Annotated in this window: 13 protein-coding genes and 2 pseudogenes; 4 read left to right on the forward strand and 11 right to left on the reverse strand. The window is 64.2% G+C overall.

The genetic code is table 11. The annotated features are described in order from the left end of the window. The first annotated feature begins 45 nt into the window (after positions 1 to 45). Positions 46 to 315, forward strand: a complete 270-nt coding sequence (locus ACFSOZ_RS25535; protein WP_379102431.1) for a hypothetical protein — start codon at positions 46 to 48, stop codon at positions 313 to 315. Here ACFSOZ_RS25535 and ACFSOZ_RS25540 read toward each other — a convergent pair. Beyond that, positions 300 to 629 carry a hypothetical protein gene (locus ACFSOZ_RS25540; RefSeq protein WP_379102434.1) on the reverse strand — a complete coding sequence of 110 codons (330 nt, stop codon included), beginning with the start codon at positions 627 to 629 and terminating at the stop codon, positions 300 to 302. The genes ACFSOZ_RS25535 and ACFSOZ_RS25540 overlap by 16 nt on opposite strands. Between ACFSOZ_RS25540 and ACFSOZ_RS25545 the strand changes: the two genes are divergently transcribed. Beyond that, positions 600 to 1,460, forward strand: coding sequence for a hypothetical protein (locus tag ACFSOZ_RS25545; RefSeq protein WP_379102437.1), 861 nt, complete (start codon positions 600 to 602; stop codon positions 1,458 to 1,460). The genes ACFSOZ_RS25540 and ACFSOZ_RS25545 overlap by 30 nt on opposite strands. A 265-nt stretch (positions 1,461 to 1,725) precedes the next feature. Then, a pseudogene (locus ACFSOZ_RS25550) lies at positions 1,726 to 2,593 on the forward strand (hypothetical protein). A 46-nt stretch (positions 2,594 to 2,639) separates the two neighbouring features. Here the strand turns inward: ACFSOZ_RS25550 and amaB are convergent. The 8 genes from amaB to ACFSOZ_RS25590 all read right to left on the reverse strand — a co-directional run bounded on the left by amaB (position 2,640) and on the right by ACFSOZ_RS25590 (position 15,328). After that, positions 2,640 to 4,154 carry an L-piperidine-6-carboxylate dehydrogenase gene (amaB, locus tag ACFSOZ_RS25555; RefSeq protein ID WP_379102439.1) on the reverse strand — a complete coding sequence of 505 codons (1,515 nt, stop codon included), beginning with the start codon at positions 4,152 to 4,154 and terminating at the stop codon, positions 2,640 to 2,642. Positions 4,155 to 4,330: 176 nt separating this feature from the next. Next, positions 4,331 to 5,605 carry an RNA polymerase sigma factor gene (locus ACFSOZ_RS25560; protein ID WP_379102441.1) on the reverse strand — a complete coding sequence of 425 codons (1,275 nt, stop codon included), beginning with the start codon at positions 5,603 to 5,605 and terminating at the stop codon, positions 4,331 to 4,333. Next, positions 5,602 to 5,976 (reverse strand): YciI family protein, encoded by a 375-nt coding sequence (locus ACFSOZ_RS25565; protein ID WP_379102443.1) that lies wholly within the window; start codon positions 5,974 to 5,976, stop codon positions 5,602 to 5,604. Before ACFSOZ_RS25565 ends, ACFSOZ_RS25560 begins: the two co-directional genes overlap by 4 nt. 108 nt (positions 5,977 to 6,084) lie before the next feature. After that, a complete protein-coding gene (locus ACFSOZ_RS25570; RefSeq protein WP_379102445.1) occupies positions 6,085 to 7,191 on the reverse strand; it encodes a DNA topoisomerase IB in 1,107 nt (368 codons plus the stop codon). A 99-nt stretch (positions 7,192 to 7,290) separates the two neighbouring features. Further along, positions 7,291 to 8,175, reverse strand: a complete 885-nt coding sequence (locus tag ACFSOZ_RS25575) for a transglutaminase family protein (protein WP_379102447.1) — start codon at positions 8,173 to 8,175, stop codon at positions 7,291 to 7,293. 67 nt (positions 8,176 to 8,242) lie between these two features. After that, a complete protein-coding gene (locus tag ACFSOZ_RS25580; RefSeq protein WP_379102449.1) occupies positions 8,243 to 10,654 on the reverse strand; it encodes a circularly permuted type 2 ATP-grasp protein in 2,412 nt (803 codons plus the stop codon). A 6-nt stretch (positions 10,655 to 10,660) separates the two neighbouring features. Then, positions 10,661 to 14,020 carry a transglutaminase family protein gene (locus ACFSOZ_RS25585; protein ID WP_379102452.1) on the reverse strand — a complete coding sequence of 1,120 codons (3,360 nt, stop codon included), beginning with the start codon at positions 14,018 to 14,020 and terminating at the stop codon, positions 10,661 to 10,663. Positions 14,021 to 14,131: 111 nt separating this feature from the next. Next, positions 14,132 to 15,328: an acyl-CoA dehydrogenase gene (locus tag ACFSOZ_RS25590; RefSeq protein ID WP_379102454.1), complete on the reverse strand. Its 1,197-nt coding sequence runs from the start codon at positions 15,326 to 15,328 to the stop codon at positions 14,132 to 14,134. Between the two features lie 154 nt (positions 15,329 to 15,482). On the opposite strand from ACFSOZ_RS25590, the gene ACFSOZ_RS25595 reads away from it, so the two are divergent. Further along, a complete protein-coding gene (locus ACFSOZ_RS25595; RefSeq protein WP_379102455.1) occupies positions 15,483 to 16,370 on the forward strand; it encodes a LysR family transcriptional regulator in 888 nt (295 codons plus the stop codon). Here the strand turns inward: ACFSOZ_RS25595 and ACFSOZ_RS25600 are convergent. Continuing rightward, a pseudogene (locus tag ACFSOZ_RS25600) lies at positions 16,368 to 16,520 on the reverse strand (IS5/IS1182 family transposase); the annotation flags it as partial. The gene ACFSOZ_RS25595 and the pseudogene ACFSOZ_RS25600 sit on opposite strands and share 3 nt — an antisense overlap. A 6-nt stretch (positions 16,521 to 16,526) precedes the next feature. Beyond that, positions 16,527 to 17,006 carry an SMI1/KNR4 family protein gene (locus ACFSOZ_RS25605; RefSeq protein ID WP_379102457.1) on the reverse strand — a complete coding sequence of 160 codons (480 nt, stop codon included), beginning with the start codon at positions 17,004 to 17,006 and terminating at the stop codon, positions 16,527 to 16,529. Positions 17,007 to 17,013 lie beyond the last annotated feature (7 nt).

Raw genomic sequence — 17,013 nt, forward strand, 5'->3', positions numbered from 1 at the left:
TCGAGTGCATACGCGGTACACCGCCACAGGGCCGAACCACAGGCCATGTCCGTTGAGGCGAGAGCGGTCCTGGATCAGTTGCAGGGCGTCAAGCAAGGGATCGTCGAGGCAAGGGAGGCAAAGGCGATTACCCCCGAGCAGGAGCACGATCTGATGATGAGGGCCAACGCCATCCATCGCTCGGCCACGGGCGACGGCGCATACCAGGGTTTGCTCAGCCAGATTGAGGACCTGGACCAGCGGCTGCAAGACGATTCAGGCGGCGGCTTCTACATCGGCGACGGCGCCGATGGCGGCTATTATCCCAACGGCTGACGCAGGCTGACAATGATCGCACGGCGCCTTCCGGCGATTTCGGAGGCGCCGGCTTTTCCGATACGAGCCTCGCTTGCGCGCTCGGCGTGATCATCGAAATCTTCAGCGGTATGTCCGGCACCGTCGTCCAGGTCATTGCAAATAGTTGGCGGCATGCTGCCCGACTCTTGCTTGGTCTCTTCGGGCGGTGGACCGGGTTGGAACGTCTGGACACAAGCGGCGAAGGCTGAAAATGTGGTTACGTCGTCTGGGTTGCAGAGGCTCGCTCGGAACACAAGGAGGATGTGCTGAATCTGGAAGACATTGCCGGCCATCCCGCCCTGCATCGCTATGTTCAGGCACAGTCGCTGGCGCTGATCCGCATCTATGAAGAGAGCCCGCGGCTGGCTTCCATTTTCGCCACGCAGCAGCGTTGGCTGATGGGCCATGTCGGCCTTGCCATGCATTTCAGGCGTGACCCGCACGACCGCAGCAAGGAACTGACGGTGTCGCGTTTCATCGAGGTCGTGCATCAGCACGCGGTGGCCAGCCGCAACACGGCCGACGCTTTCATCAAGGAGATGCTGCACTACCACGTCGCCGAGTATGTGTCGGGCGGCGACGGCCGCACGCACCCCCTGCAGCCGACGGCGGTCACGGTGCAGACGTTCACCGGTTGGGTCCTTGCCCATCTGCAGACGCTGGATCAGCTCGACGGTGCCGATCGGCTGGCCAGGTTCCTGGAGCGGCCCGAGATGGTTGCCAGGCTGCAGCCTCTGGTGGCGGACGGGCTGCTTTCCTCCAAGCCGGTGCGCGAACCCAACCAGACCTTTTCCCTGTTCATCTGGCTCAACAATGGCGGCATCGTCATGGACTGGCTGATGTCGGGCATCGACCCCGATCATGCCGGTCTGGACCGGATTCCAACCAGCGTGGTTTCAATCGGAGACTTCGCCAGATGGCTCAAGCTGTCGCGGACCCATCTTGCCCGCAAGCTGCGCGCGGCCGAAAATCTCGGCAGCATCGGCTGGCTCGGCCAGCGTGGCCATTCGGTGATGTGGGTGTCGAAGACGTTCTACCAGGAGTACATGACCGTCCAGGCCGCCAAGCTCGCCATTGTGGACGCCGCTTTCGACGCCTGTTTTCCGCAATCAGCGGCCCGCTGATCCCGTGCCGTGATATAATGCATGTTGCCCAAAAGTGGCCCCGGTTTGGGGCAACGACATGCATAAAATCAAAGACCTAAAGCGCGTCGCTTGAATCCGTTCACACGCGACGCGCTTTAGACCTGCCTCGGCTAATCGTCGACATGGAGCAAACGCACAATGCTGTGAACCGGCATCGGCGGACTGCGTCTGGACACCAAAGCGGAAGGCTGAAAATGTGGCTTGGGTCTTCGCAGCCGCAAGGCTGAATCGGAGCTGGGGGAGAATGTCACTGACCTTGGAGCTTATTGCCGGCCCCCCCGGCATTGTATCGCTGTGTCCGTGCCCAGGCGCAGGCGCTGATCCAGGCCTACGCGATGAGCCCCCGGCTTGCCTCGGTGTTTGCCACCCAGCAGCGTTGGCTGATGGCGCATATCGGTCTTGCCCTGCATTTCAGGCGGGAGCCCGACGATTACCGCAAGCAACTCACGGCGGCGCGTTTCATCGACGTGATCCGCCAGAATTCCGTCGCCAGCCGCAACACCGCCGACGCCTTCATCAAGGAAATGCTGCATTACAATTTCACCGAATACCTGCCGGCGACACAGGACGGCCGCATCCGCCCCATACAACCCACGGTGAACACGCTGGATGTGCTTGCCGGCTGGATGACGGCGCATCTGCAGACGCTGGACAGCCTCGACGGCGCGAACCGTCTGGCGACGTTCCTGGAGAAGCCCGATGCGCTCGCCAGGGTGCAGCCGCTGGTGGCCGACGGCCTGGTTTCGTCCAGTCCCGTCCGCGAGCCCAAGCAGACCTTTTCCCTGTTCACTTGGCTCAACAATGGCGGCGTCGTCATGGACTGGCTGATATCGGGCGTCGATCCCGACCATGCCGGCCTGGCTCAAATCCCGACCGGCATCGTCTCGATCGGCGATTTCGCCAAATGGCTCAAGCTGTCGCGAACCCATCTGGGGCGCAAGCTGCGCGATGCCGAGGACCTCGGCAGCATTGGCTGGGTCGGCCAACGCGGCAATTCGGCGATGTGGGTGTCGGCCGATTTCTATCGCGAATACATGACCGCCCAGGCCGTGAAGCTGGCCATCATCGATGCCGCCTTCGTCGAGACCTTTGGCTCGCCGGCAGGCGGATAATTGGAGCGGCATCCCCCGTGCGGGCGATGCCGCAAAGCGGATTCCCTCAGTCGATGTCGAACGAGACGCCCTGCGCCAGCGGCAGCGCCTTGGAATAGTTCACTGTGTTGGTGGCGCGCCGCATATAGGCCTTCCACGCATCGGAGCCGCTCTCGCGGCCGCCGCCGGTTTCCTTTTCGCCGCCGAAGGCACCGCCGATCTCGGCACCCGACGTGCCGATGTTGACATTGGCAATGCCGCAGTCCGAACCGTCGACACCGAGGAAGCGCTCGGATTCCTGCAGATCGCGGGTGAAGATCGACGACGACAAGCCGGCGCCGACCGCATTGTGCTCTTCGAGCACGGCGTCGAAATCCGAATATTTCATCACGTAGAGGATCGGCGCGAAGGTCTCTTCCGTGACAGGGGCCACCTGCTTGGGCATTTCGACCAGCGCCGGATGTACGTAGTAGGCATCGGGATGGCCGTTCTCGACTCGCGTACCGCCGGTCACCTTGCCGCCATGTGAACCCGCCTCCTTCAGCGCCTTCTGCATGGCGTCGAAGGCAGTCTTGTCGATCAGCGGCCCAACCAGCGAAGAGGTCTCCAGCGGATTGCCGACCGAGACACTCTCATAGGCCTTCTTCAGCCGCGGCAGCAAAGCTTCATAGACGCTGTCATGCACGAACAGGCGCCGCAGCGTCGTGCAGCGCTGGCCGGCCGTGCCCATGGCGCCGAAGGCGATGGCACGCAGCGCCATGTCGAGATCGGCGGTCGGGCAGACGATGCCGGCATTGTTGCCGCCGAGTTCGAGCACCGCGCGGGCAAAGCGCTTGGCCAGGCGCGGGCCAACGTCGCGGCCCATGCGGGTCGAGCCGGTGGCCGATACCAGCGGCACCTTGGGGTGATCGACCAGGATCTCGCCAACGGCGCGGTCACCGATCAGCACCGGCGCCAGGCCCTGCGGCGCGTCCGTACCGAAACGCTTTACCGCGCGGGCAAAGATCGCTTCGCAGGCGAGCGCCGTCAGCGGCGTCTTCTCAGACGGCTTCCACACCACCGCGTCGCCGCAGACCAGCGCCAAGGCGGCATTCCACGACCACACCGCGACCGGGAAGTTGAAGGCGGAAATGACGCCGACGACGCCAAGCGGATGCCAGGTTTCCATCATGCGATGGCCCGGGCGTTCGGTGGCGATGGTCAGGCCGTACAATTGCCGGGAGAGGCCGACGGCGAAATCGCAGATGTCGATCATCTCCTGCACTTCGCCGAGCCCTTCGGACGGGATCTTGCCGACCTCGATCGAGACCAGCCGGCCAAGCTCGGCCTTGTGTATACGCAGCTCCTCGCCGAGCAGCCGCACCAACTCGCCACGCCTCGGGCCCGGCACCATGCGCCAAGCCTGGAACGCCTGGTGCGCGGCATCGATGGTCTTGGCCGCGTCTGCCGGCGAGATCGTCTTCAGCGCCGCGATCTGCTCGCCCGTCACCGGGCTGCGCACGATGAGGTCGCCGCCGACAAGCGCGTCCTTGGCCACACCCAGTTTCGCCAGGAGTTCGGCCGTTTCCTTCGCTATCGTCATTTTTGTCCCTTTCAGATCCCGTCGCCATCATTGGGCTCGGGGTAGCGCCATGTCGCCCGCGTGCCGAAAGGCACTTCAGGCACTGTCATGGCGTGGCCTTACTCGTTTCAGGGGAAAATCGCCACCCCGGCATGGTCCAAGCCGAGCGCAGACCGTTGAACCAGACCGCAATTCAATCATTTCGCCGTGCGGGCAGGTCCCCGTACGGCACCGTCTTTCATCAGCCGGTCGATATGCATGCGGATATGGGCGGCTTCCGCCGCCGTATTGGCCAGTGCGATGGCACGGTCGAAGGCGACACGCGCCTCCTCGCCCCGGTCAAGCTGCATCAAAAGGCCACCCTTGAGACCGAAGAAGTGGAAATAGCCGGAAAGCCTCTGTTCGAGCGGCTCGATCATGGCAAGCGCCTCTGCCGGTCCGCGCACCTTCGAGACCGCGACGGCGCGGTTGAGCGTGACCACCGGCGACGGCTGCATCTGTTCGAGCAGGCCATAGAGCAGGTCGATCTCCACCCAGTCGGTGTCCTCGGCCTTCTCGGCCCGTGCATGCAGCGCGGCAATCGCCGCTTGCACCTGATAGGGGCCGGGCTTGCGATGGCGCAGCGCCTTGTCGACCAGCGCCAGCCCCTCGTCGATCATCTTGCGGCTCCACAGACCGCGATCCTGATCCTCGAGCAGCACGATCTCGCCGTCTGCGTCGAAGCGGGCCGGCGCGCGCGCATGCTGCAGCAGCAACAGCGCCGCCAGCCCCATGATCTCCGGCTCGGTCTGGAACAGCCGCAGCAACAGCCGCGCCAGCCGGATCGCCTCCTCGCACAGCGGCGCGCGGGCTGGCGCCTCGCCGCTGTTGGTCGAATAGCCCTCGTTGAAGATCAGGTAGACCATGGCGGCGACAGCGGCGAGCCGTTCCGACCGCTCGACCGCGCCCGGCGTCTCGAACGGCACACCGGCTTCGGCAATGCGCGCCTTGGCGCGGGTGATGCGCTGTTCCATGGCGCTTTCGCCGACCAGGAAGGCGCGCGCGATCTGCTTGACGGTGAGGCCCGAGACGATGCGCAGCGCCACCGCGATCTGCTGCGTCGGCGGCAGATCGGGATGGCAACAGATGAACAGCAGCCGCAAAATGTCGTCGCGGTAATGTGCCCCGTCCAGCCGCTCGGCGATATCGCTCTCGGCATCTTCCAGGTCGGAGATCTGGTCTTCCTCCGGCATCGGCGCCTGCTTGGCGCGCTTGCGCACCGCATCGATGCCGCTGTTGCGGCCGACAAAGATCAGCCAGGCCGCCGGGTCGCGCGGCGGCCCGTTCTGCGGCCAGTTCTTCAGGGCCCTGAGACACGCATCCTGGAAAGCTTCCTCCGCCGTATCGAGATCGCGGAAATAGCGCAGCAGCGCGCCCATCGCCTGCGGGCGGGCGACGCTGATGGCCGAGCTGATCCAAGCGAGGTCGGTCATACGGCAACCTTGGTGGGATTGAAGACCGAGACCGGCCGGATTTCATAGGAGCCGCCGCTCGGATTGACCTCGGAGAGCTCGCGCGCGAACTCGACGGCCTCATCGAGATCGGCGCATTCGAGCGTGTAGAAGCCGAGGAACTGCTCCTTGGTCTCGGCGAACGGTCCGTCGATGACGACCGCTTCGCCCTTGACCTTTCTCAGCGTCGTTGCCGCCGTGGTCGGCAACAGCCGCGCCACCGGGCCAAGCCGGCCGGCCTTGGCATACTTGTCCTGGACGTCGAGGAGATTGGCCATGACTTCGTCGTCCTGCGCCTTGCTCCACGAGCTGACGACGTCTTCGGAAGCATAGCAGAGGATCGCGTAGAGCATGGTTGGTCCTTTTCTCTGTCAAAGGACGAAACAGTAAGACCGATCCCGACACGACGTCGATAAAAAAATCCCGATGCCCCGCATTTGGCAATCGCCCCTTACCGCCAGTCAGCTTTCGCGCGTCTTCAGCCATCTCAGCACGAGGGCTTCCTCGCCATCGAGACCGTCTACCCGGCGCTTGCGCTTGTTGGCTTGCGCCATTTCATCGAGCAATCGTCCTTGCGACCAGGCTTCGAAGACCTGCGGATGGATATAGCATTTGCGGCAGACGGCACGTGTGTTGCCCAGCCGCTCGGCGACCTTGTCGATGACGCCGTTCATCACCCGCCTTTGCTGCGCCTGGCTTTCCGGCAATTCCGTCTGTGCAAACAGCGACGCCGCACGGATGGTGCCGCCCCAGGTGCGGAAATGCTTGGAGCTGAACGCATCGCCAACGGCCTCGCGGATATAGCAGTTGACGTCCTCGGAACGGACCGGCCGCCTGTTGCCATCGTCGTCGAGATACTGGAACAGCTTCTGGCCCGGCAAGTCCTGCGCACCCCGGACAATGCCGGCGATGCGGCGGTCGACCAGCTTCAGTTTCCATTCCTTGCCGGACTTGCCCTTGAAGGCAAAACGCAGGCTCGAGCCCGAAATATCGACATGGCGGTCGCGCAGCGTGGTCAGTCCGAAGCTCTTGTTGTCGCGGGCGTAGGCGGCATTGCCGACGCGGATCATCGTGTTGTCGAGCAGCCAGACGACGGCGGCGACGACGCGCTCGAGCGGCAGGCCGTGGCGGCGCAGATCACCGTCTATCCTGCGCCGCAGGTCCGGCAGGCTTTCGGCAAAGGCGACAAGGCTCGAATATTTGGCACCGTCGCGTTCTTCGGCCCATTGCGGATGGTAGCGGTATTGCTTGCGGCCGCGCTGGTCCCTGCCGGTTGCCTGGATGTGACCGTCGGCGTCGGCCGAAATCCACACATCCGTCCAGGCCGGCGGAATGACGATCGCCTCGATGCGCGCCCTCACGGCATCCGGAACTGCCCGCCCGTCCTGCCCCTTGTAGGAAAACCCCTTGCCGGCCTTCAGCCGGCGGATACCGGGCTCGGCATCGCTGACATAGCTAAGCGAGGCATGATCGGCAGAGCTTTGCGCCTGGTTCTTCGGCACCGCGTTCTTCGGCACAGCGTCTTCGTCAGCCGATCGGCTGTGCGACAATCCGGATTTTTGCAGCATGTCTGCTCCACGCAAATATCCGTAGATAAGCTGCGGGCCGATTGCTGGTTCCACACCCCGTCCGAAAAGCCTGCGGCGACGATGACGCCCGGCCTGCCTTCACGCCTTTTCGAGCACGACAGGAATGACGTCGACAGCCTGCTCGCCGACCTGTCCGCCGGTGGTCTTGAGCACGCCGACGATCGGCGCCACGTCCGAATAGTCGCGGCCGTGGCCGACGGTGATGTGGTCGTTGCTTGCCCGCATGCCGTTGGTCGGATCGAATTCCTGCCAGCCGGCGTCGCGCCCGCACCAGACCTTGACCCAGGCATGCATGGCATCGGCGCCTTCCAGCCGAGGCTTGCCCTTCGGCGGGATGGTGCGCAGGAAGCCGCTGACATAGCCGGCCGGGATGCCGAGTCCGCGCAGGCCGGCGATCATGATGTGCGAAAAATCCTGGCAGACGCCGCGCCTCAGCTTGAAGGCATCGCTGGCCCGGGTTCGCACCGTGGTCGCCTCGCCGTCATAGGTGAAATCGCGATGGATGCGATTGCACAGGTCCAGTGCCGTGTCGGCGGCCGAGCCGCCGACACTGTCGTGCGCATAGAGGGTGATCACATCATCGAGGCCGGCATGAGTGCTGCCCGTCAGGAAATGGTGCGGTGTATCGGGCGCCAGCGACCGCACCGCAGCGAGTTCCTGCCTGAGCCGGCCAATATCCGGTGACACGTCGAGCCCGGGCTCGGGCCGCGACACCGATACGCGCGCGCTCATCCTTATGTCGAGCGCGTCATGCGCGTCGCGAAAAGCGATCGAGGTGACGTTGTTGCCGAAGAAGTCCGAAAAGTCCGAACGTTCGTTGGGCGCCGGCGCAAAGGACAATGACGCGGCGATGACGCGCTGCACGCCGGAAATCGTCGATGGCAGCACGCGGATCTGATGGCGGCCGCCGCCGGCCGCCGCGGCGTAGTCGTAATGGAGATGGAGCCGGATGTCGTAAAGCATGCTCTACTTTTCTTGTCTTGGCGCAGGTCCTTGTCGCAAAACCGTGCGACACTTTTGCGGAACCTGCTTAGCCGAAATAGGCTTTGGCGAGGCTGTTGTAGAGGCCGCCGATTTCATAGGCGAGATCGTCCAGTGCCTTTGCCGTCATGTCCGAAGGCTCCTTGATGGCGATCTGGGTGTTGAGCTGCAGGATCTCCTTCGCCGCCGGCGACATATGCCCCTCGCCGCCAAGCGAAGGCAACAGGCCGATCTCGGCCTTCAGTCGTTCGAGCTGGAACAGGATCGAGCGCGGATTGAGCGGGTCGAGCGCCAGAAGATCGATCACCGTGCGCCGGCCGGCCTGCACCGGATATTGCCGGCGGTGGGTCATGACGCTGTCGCCGATCTCCAGCATCATGTCGAGTGCGCCGTCCGGCGCCTTGGCACTGGTCAGCCGGGACAGCGTGCGGGCGATCTGGATACCGCGCTCCAACCGCCGGCCGATCTCGAGGAAACGCCAGCCGGCGAAGCGGTACATATTCTCGTGCAGCAGGCCGGAGAAGCCGGCGAGCTTGCGCAGGATGACCGTCATGGCCCGCGTCGCGTCGTCGCCCGGCGCCACCGTCGTTGCGAACTGGTGGATGGTCTTCGACAGGTCCTTCAGCGCCAGCCAGCCATCGGGTGAGAAGCGGTCGCGGATCTGCCCGGCGCTGTAGACGGCGCTGTCCAGCGTGCCGATCAGCCCGGACGGGATCGCCGTCTCGACATCGATGCCGAACGGTTCGAGATAATCCCTGATGTCGGCGAGCAGCGGCATGTCCGGATCGGAGGTCTCGGCCAGCCGCACATGATAGGCACGCAGGATGCGCACCGTGTCTTCCGAACGTTCGATGTAGCGGCCGAGCCAGGTCAGGTTCTCCGCTGCACGGCTGGGCAGGCTGCCCGGCCTGGTGCGGGTAAAACTGTCGCCTTCCTGCGGCAGCAGCGTCTCGCGCTCCACCGGCCGGTCGCTGACCACCCAAACGTCAGCCGCCTGGCCGCCGCGCTGCATGGCGATAGCCGTCGGATCGAGCGACAGGCCGACGCGGGCAAATCCGCCCGGCATCACCGTCCAGCCCTCGGGCGTTCGCGCCAGATAGACGCGCAGGCTCGCCGGCCGCGGCTCCAGCCAGCTGCCGACATAGACCGGTGTCGTCGAAAGCGTCACCGCTTCCTGGCCGACGAAGGCGCCGCCGTCGCCTTCGATGCGCGCCACCAACTCCGCCCGCTCCCCGGCGGACAGCGCCGAGCCGAGCTTCGTCGAATCGTCATCCTCGAAGGCAAGTCTCGTCGACAGCGCCGGGCCGATCACCATGCGGTCGATGTTGGCCAACACATGCGCACGCTCCGTCGCCTGGCCGCACCACCATGTCGCGACACTCGGCAGCAGCAATTCCTCGCCCCGCAAGGCACGTGAAATCTTGGGCAGGAAGGCGAGCAGCGCGCGTGTTTCCATCAGGCCGGAGCCCAGCGCATTGACGGTCGCAACCGCGCCCTGGCGGATCGCCTCGACCAGGCCGGGCGTGCCGATCTGCGAATCCGAGCGCAGTTCGAGCGGATCGGCGAAGGCCGCGTCGAGCCGCCGCCACAACACGCTGATTGGCATCAGGCCGGAAACCGTGCGCACCATCAGCCTGCCGCCGGAAACGGTCAGGTCCTCGCCTTCGAGCAGCATGATGCCGAGATAGCGGGCGATATAGGCGTGTTCGTAATAGGTTTCGTTGAGCGGCCCCGGCGTCAGGATGGCGACGCGGCCGTCGGTTTCCTTGGCCATGCCGATCAGCGCATCGCGAAAACGGCGGAAGAAGCCGGCAAGGCGGTGCACATGCATCTCGCCATAGATGTCGGACAGCGCGCGCGTGGTCGCGACGCGGTTCTCCAGCGCAAAGCCGGCCCCCGACGGCGCCTGGGTGCGGTCGCCCAGCACCCACCACTGGCCGTCAGGCCCGCGGCCGAGCTCGAAAGCGCAGAAATGCAGGAAATGGCCGCCGGCCGGCCGGGTGCCGACCACGGGCCGCAAATATTCCGGGCTGGCCGCGATCAATCCCGCCGGCAGGATGCCCTTTTCGACCAGCCGGTTAGGGCCGTAGATATCGGCGATGGTTTCCTCGAACAGTTCGGCACGCTGGACGAGGCCGGCGCTGATCGCGGCCCACTCGCTCTCTTCGATCAGAACCGGAACATGCGCCAGCGGCCATTCGCGCTCATTGGCGCCGGCCTTGTCATAGACGCGGTAGTAGACGCCGGCGTCGCGCAGATACTGGTCGGCGCGGGCGAAGCGCTGGCCGAGCTTTTCAGGCCCCAGTTCGTCGAGTGCCTCGATGAAGTGCTTCCAGACCGGACGGGGATTGCCTGACGCGTCGACCATCTCGTCGACGACACCGTCGATCGGCTGGTAGTGCTCCAGCAGGCTGTGGATCTGCGGCTTGCCGCGTACCCTCTTGTGATTCCCCTTGGCCATGTCCGATCACAGTCTTGGTGGACGCCGAAGGTCAAGGGTCATCGGAAAATCTTCCGCCGGTTGTTCCTCGCGCAGCACATAGCCGGACGGCGTATGGCCGCGCGGTTCAAAGCGGGCGAGCCGCCGTGCCTCCGCCTCGTTGCCGTTGACCGGGAAGGTATCGTAGTTGCGCCCGCCGGGATGCGCGACGTGGTAGACGCAGCCGCCGACCGCGCGGCCCGACCAACGGTCGTAGATGTCGAACACCAGCGGGGTGTTGACCGGCAGCGCCGGATGCAGGCCCGATGCCGGCTGCCAGGCCTTGAAGCGGACGCCCGCCACCGCCACTTCGCGGTTGTCCGTCACCTTCATCGGCACGATGCGGCCGTTGCAGACGATCGCATGGCGCTCCGGATTGAGGCCCTCGGTCTTGACCTGCAACCGTTCGACCGAGGAATCGACGAAACGCACGGTGCCGCCGATCGCGCCTTGCTCGCCCATGACGTGCCAAGGCTCCAGCGCCTGGCGCAGTTCCAGCTTGATGCCGGCGTGCTGAACCTCGCCGCAGAACGGGAAGCGGAATTCGAGCTGGGCGTCGAACCATTCGGGACGGAACTCGAAGCCGTTGAGCTTGAGGTCGTCGAGCACATCGAGAAAATCCGCCCAGACATGATGCGGCAGCATGAAACGGTCATGCAGCGAGGTGCCCCAGCGCACGAATCGGCCGTCGAGCGGGGTCTTCCAGGCACGCGCGATGATGGCGCGCACCAGCAATTGCTGCGCCAGCGACATGCGCGCATTGGGCGGCATCTCGAAACCGCGGAACTCGACCAGGCCAAGCCGGCCGGTCGGGCCATCCGGCGAGAAAAGCTTGTCAATGCAGATTTCCGAACGGTGCGTATTCCCGGTGACGTCGGTCAACAGGTTGCGGAACAGCCGGTCGACCAGCCACGGCAAGGGTGCCGCGCCCTGGTCTGGATGCGGCACCTGCGCCATCGCGATTTCGAGCTCGTAGAGCGAGTCGTGACGCGCCTCGTCGAAGCGCGGTGCCTGGCTGGTCGGGCCGATGAACAGGCCGGAGAACAGGTAGGACAGCGACGGATGCCGCTGCCACTGCAGCACAAGGCTCTTCAACAGATCGGGCCGGCGCAGGAACGGGCTGTCATTGGGCGTCGCGCCGCCGACGACGACATGGTTGCCGCCGCCGGTGCCGGTGTGACGGCCATCGATCATGAATTTGTCGGCGCCAAGCCGTGTCTGCCGCGCCTCCTCGTAAATCGCCGTCGTCGTCGCCACGCAGTCCTGCCAGTTGGAAGCGGGATGGATGTTGACCTCGATGACGCCGGGATCGGGCGCGACGCGGATGACGTTGAGACGCGGATCGTGCGGCGGGCCGTAACCTTCGATATGAACGGGCAGGCCGATCGCCTTTGCCGCATTCTCGGCAGCAGCGACCAGTTCGAGATAGTCTTCCAGCGCCTCGACCGGCGGCATGAACACGCAGAGCCGCCCGTCGCGCGGCTCGACCGAAAGTGCTGTGCGCACCGCGCCGCCGATCTCGGTGATCTCCTGCTCGACCCGGTCCTGCTGGCCGGCCGCCGCGGTGAACGATGCCGCCTGCTGGCGGCGTGCCATTTCATCGGCGCCTTCAAGCTCGGCTGGAGCCGCTGTGGGCAGGATCGCCTCGCGCGCCGGCAGCGGCCCGCGCGGCAGCGAGGGATCGACCGGCACGATATAAGGGAACTGCGCTGGCGGTACGTAAGGAAGCGTGCCGAGCGGCAAGCGATAGCCGACGGGTGAATCGCCCGGCACCAGGAACAGCCGGCCGCGTCGCGTCTTCCACTTTTCCGAGCGCCAGCGCGGACCCGACGCCTGGCTGTTCCAGCGCTGGACGGGAAGTACGTAGCCGGACGGCTTGGTCAGCCCACGCTCGAACACTTTCGCCATGCGGCTGCGCTCTTCCGGATCCTCCAGCTTGGAGTTGGACGGATCGACATTGTCGGGCAGCTTGCCTTCCTTGAGCAGCCACTCGGCCGGATCCTCATAGGCCTCGCTGACCATGGTTTTTTCGATGCCGAGTTCGCCGGCAATCGCGGTCAGCAGGCTTTCGGCCTGTTTCGGGCCGACATCGGCCTCGCTCTTTTCGCGCGCGATCAGCGACGGGTCGCTCCACACCGGCTCACCATCGGCACGCCAGTAGAGCGAGAAGGTCCAGCGCGGCAGGCTTTCGCCTGGATACCATTTGCCCTGGCCGTAATGCAGGAAGCCACCGGGCGCAAAACGCTCGCGCAGCTTCCGGATCAGCGCATCGGCCTTTTCGCGTTTGGTCGGGCCAACGGCGGCGGTGTTCCACTCGGCGGACTCGAAATCGTCGATCGACACGAAGGTCGGCTCGCCGCCCATGGTCAGCCGCACGTCCCCTTCCGCGAGCACGGCATCGACCTTGTTGCCGAGCGCATCGAGCGCCTGCCAGCTTTCATCCGAGAACGGCTTGGTGATGCGCGGGTGCTCGGCGATGCGGTCGACCCGCATCTCGAAGCCGAATTCGACATTGGCAAAGCTCGCCATGCCGGAAATCGGTGCGGCATTGCGGAAATGCGGCGTCGCGGCCAGCGGCACATGGCTCTCGCCGGTGAGCAGGCCGGAGGTCGGATCGAAGCCGATCCAGCCGGCGCCCGGAAGATAGACCTCGCACCAGGCATGCAAATCGGTGAAGTCGACTGCGGTTCCCGGCGGTCCATCCAACGCGACGAGATCCGGCTTGAGCTGGATCAGGTAGCCGGAGACGAAGCGAGCGGCGATGCCGAGGTTGCGCAGGATCTGCACCAGCAGCCAGCTTGAATCCCGGCACGAGCCTTTTTTCGCGGCCAGCGTCTCTTCCGGCGAGAACACGCCAGTCTCCATGCGCACGATATAGGCGATTTCGCGCTGCAGCCGGGCATTGAGATCGACGAGGAAATTGACGGTATTCATTGCGCTGCGGTCGATGGTCTCGAGCAAGGCCGAAAGCAGCGGACCGGCCGGCTCCGGTGTCCGGTAGATGGCGAGATCGTCGCGAATCTCTTCCGGGTATTCGAACGGAAACGCCTCGGCTGACGGCTCGACGAAGAAATCGAATGGATTGTAGACCGTCATGTCGGCAACGAGATCGACTTCGATCTTCAGTTCGGTCACCGGCTCGGGAAAGACGAAACGAGCCAGAAAGTTGCCGTACGGGTCCTGCTGCAGATTGACGAAATGGTTCGCCGGCTCGACCTTCAGCGAATGGCTCAGCACCTTGGTGCGGGAATGCGGCGCCGGCTGCAGCCTGATGATCTGCGGACCGAGAACCACCGGCCGGTCGTATTTGTAGTGGGTCAGGTGGTAGACAGCTGCCAGAATTGCCATGGGGCCCCGGGATTCAGCGTTTCAAACGATTTCGCTGAACCCTGACACAAATGGCGGCCATTCTCCAAGCAGAGATGTTGCGGTGCACCTAATTTAAGCGGGTGTGCCGGCTTAGAAAAACGCCTGTAGGCCGGTCTGCGCCCGCCCCAGGATCAGCGCATGCACGTCATGCGTGCCCTCATAGGTGTTGACGGTCTCCAGGTTCTGCGCGTGGCGCATGACGTGGTAGCCGATCTGGATGCCGTTGCCGCCATGCATGTCGCGAGCCTGGCGGGCGATGTCGAGCGCCTTGCCGCAATTGTTGCGCTTGACGATCGAGATCATTTCCGGCGCCATCTTGCCCTCATCCAGCAACCGCCCGACGCGCAAGGACGCCTGCAGCCCCAGCGCGATCTCGGTCTGCATGTCGGCGAGCTTCTTCTGGTAAAGCTGCGTGCCGGCCAACGGCTTGCCGAACTGCTTGCGGTCGAGGCCATACTGGCGCGCGCGATGCCAGCAATCTTCCGCGGCACCCATCGAGCCCCAGGAAATGCCGAAGCGGGCCCGGTTGAGGCAGCCGAACGGGCCTTTCAGCCCGGAGACATTGGGCAGCAGCGCGTCTTCACCAACTTCGACGCCTTCCATCACCACTTCGCCGGTGATCGAAGCCCGCAGCGACAGCTTGCCGCCGATCTTCGGCGCCGACAGCCCCTTCATGCCCTTTTCCAGTACGAAGCCGCGGATCTCGTCCTTGCCATTCTCGCCCTTCAACTTCGCCCAGACGACGAACACATCGGCGACCGGCGAGTTGGAAATCCACATCTTCGAGCCGGAGAGCCTGTAGCCGTTGGCGGTCTTCTCGGCGCGCGTCTTCATGCCGCCCGGGTCGGAGCCGGCATCCGGCTCGGTCAGGCCGAAACAGCCGATCCACTCGCCGCTGGCAAGCTTGGGCAGATATTTCTTGCGCTGCTCATCCGAGCCATAGGCGTAGATCGGGTACATCACCAGCGACGACTGCACGCTCATCATCGAGCGATAGCCGGAATCGACGCGCTCCACTTCGCGCGCCACCAGCCCGTAGGTCACGTAGTTGGCGCCGAGGCCGCCGAACTCTTCCGGAATGTTGATGCCGAGCAGGCCGGCCTCGCCCATTTCGCGGAAGATCGCCGTGTCGAACGTCTCGTTGAGATAGGCGTCCTCGATCCGCGGCGCCAGCTTGTCGGCGGCAAAGGCCGCGGCACCATCGCGCACCATGCGCTCGTCTTCCGAAAGCTGGTTCTCGATCAGGAACGGGTCTTCCCAGACGAAGGTATTCTTGTCGGCGGCCATGGCTCTCTCCCAACTGATGCAGGTCGCCCAAAAGTGTCAGCGGTTTTGGGATGACGACATGCATGAAGCAAAATCTTGGTCCGGCTTATCGACCTGCGGCCCAAAAAAATCAAACGAAATTGCTTCGCTGATCAATGAGCGTTAGTAATGGATCATGAGTGTCCAACGCCGCCTCCTACCGAACATCAGCGCTCTTGCCGCCTTCGAGGCGGTGGCTCGCCTGGGTAGCTTCACCGCCGCCGCCCAGGAACTCGATCTGACCCAGGGCGCGGTCAGCCGGCAGATCAGATTGCTGGAGGATCAGTTCGGCCGCCGGCTGTTCGAACGCGACAGCCGCAATGTCAGGCTGTCGACGGCGGGCGAAATCTATGCCGAGGCGGTGCGTTCAGCGCTTGGCCAGTTGCGTGACGCGGCCCTTGGATTGATGAGCAATCGGCATAGTGGCATCCTGAACCTCGCCATCCTGCCAACCTTCGGCACGCGCTGGCTGATGCCGATGATCCCCGATTTCGTCGAAAACAATCCCGATGTCACCATCAACTTCGTCACCCGCGTCGGCCGCTTCGACTTCGCCCGCGAGCGGCTGGATGCCGCCATCCACTACGGCCTGCCGGACTGGCCGGAGGCCGACTCGACGCTCTTGGTGCGCGAAACGGTGGCACCGGTCGTGTCGCCCGAATTCCTCGCCGGCCGCGCCATCGCCGCACCGGCCGACATCGGCCGCTTGCCGCTGCTGCACATGGCGACACGCCCCGGCGCCTGGACCGAATGGTTCGAGCACCAGGGCCTGAGCGCGCCGACCGGACCGGGCATGCAGTTCGAACAGTTCGGCACCGCCGCCCAGGCCTGCATGGCGGGGCTCGGCGTGGCGCTATTGCCGCTGATCCTCATCGCTGGCGAATTGCAGCGCGGCCAGTTGGTGCCGGCGCCCGGCCAGCCGATGCAAAGCCGCAGCGCCTATTATCTCGTCGTCCCGCACGACAAGCGCGGCCACCCACCGGTCGCCAGCTTTCGCGACTGGCTGCTGGGGCAGCCGCATTGAGGCGAGTTGAACCATGGCGAGGTAGTTGTCGGCGAGCTTGTCGTGACGGGTTGCGACGCGGCGGAAGTGCTTCAGCTTGGAGAAGAACCTCTCGATCAGATTGCGTTTGCTATAAAGCCACTTGCTGAAGCAGGGCTTCCAGCGGCGGTTGCGGACTTAGCTCTGGTCCCCATGCCACGGCTCGACGTCGCAAAGGGCGTCAATCCAGGCATGAAAACTTGGCGCAACCTCGTCGACGGTTCCAAAGTCGTGATCGAAGAACCAAATTGCCTGCATGTCGGCGTTGTCACCGCCAAGCTGGTCTGCATTGAAGCAGAACTTGTTTCCGGACCCATCGCTCGCGATAGCGACAAGCCGATCAGGCATCCCGATCTCATGCCAGCCAAGCGTTTCCTCAACTATCTCCTTCGGAGAATAGAAGTTACCAAGATCATGCAGATCCAGTTCACGCTCGACGATCGCATGTAAAAGCGCGATTGTGGGCCGAGGCAACCCCACGTCAAGTACTGCTTGTCGATAGTCTTCGGGAAAGCAGACGCCTAGCTGCTGCTCAGCAGCATCTAAATCCTCCCCTGAGACTGAATCAGGGGGATATTTAGGGATGGTCCACTTCTCAACGAATCGCGAAAGTGACATGCGCGCT

The sequence above is a fragment of the Mesorhizobium newzealandense genome, from assembly GCF_042682145.1.
Lineage (GTDB): Bacteria > Pseudomonadota > Alphaproteobacteria > Rhizobiales > Rhizobiaceae > Mesorhizobium > Mesorhizobium newzealandense.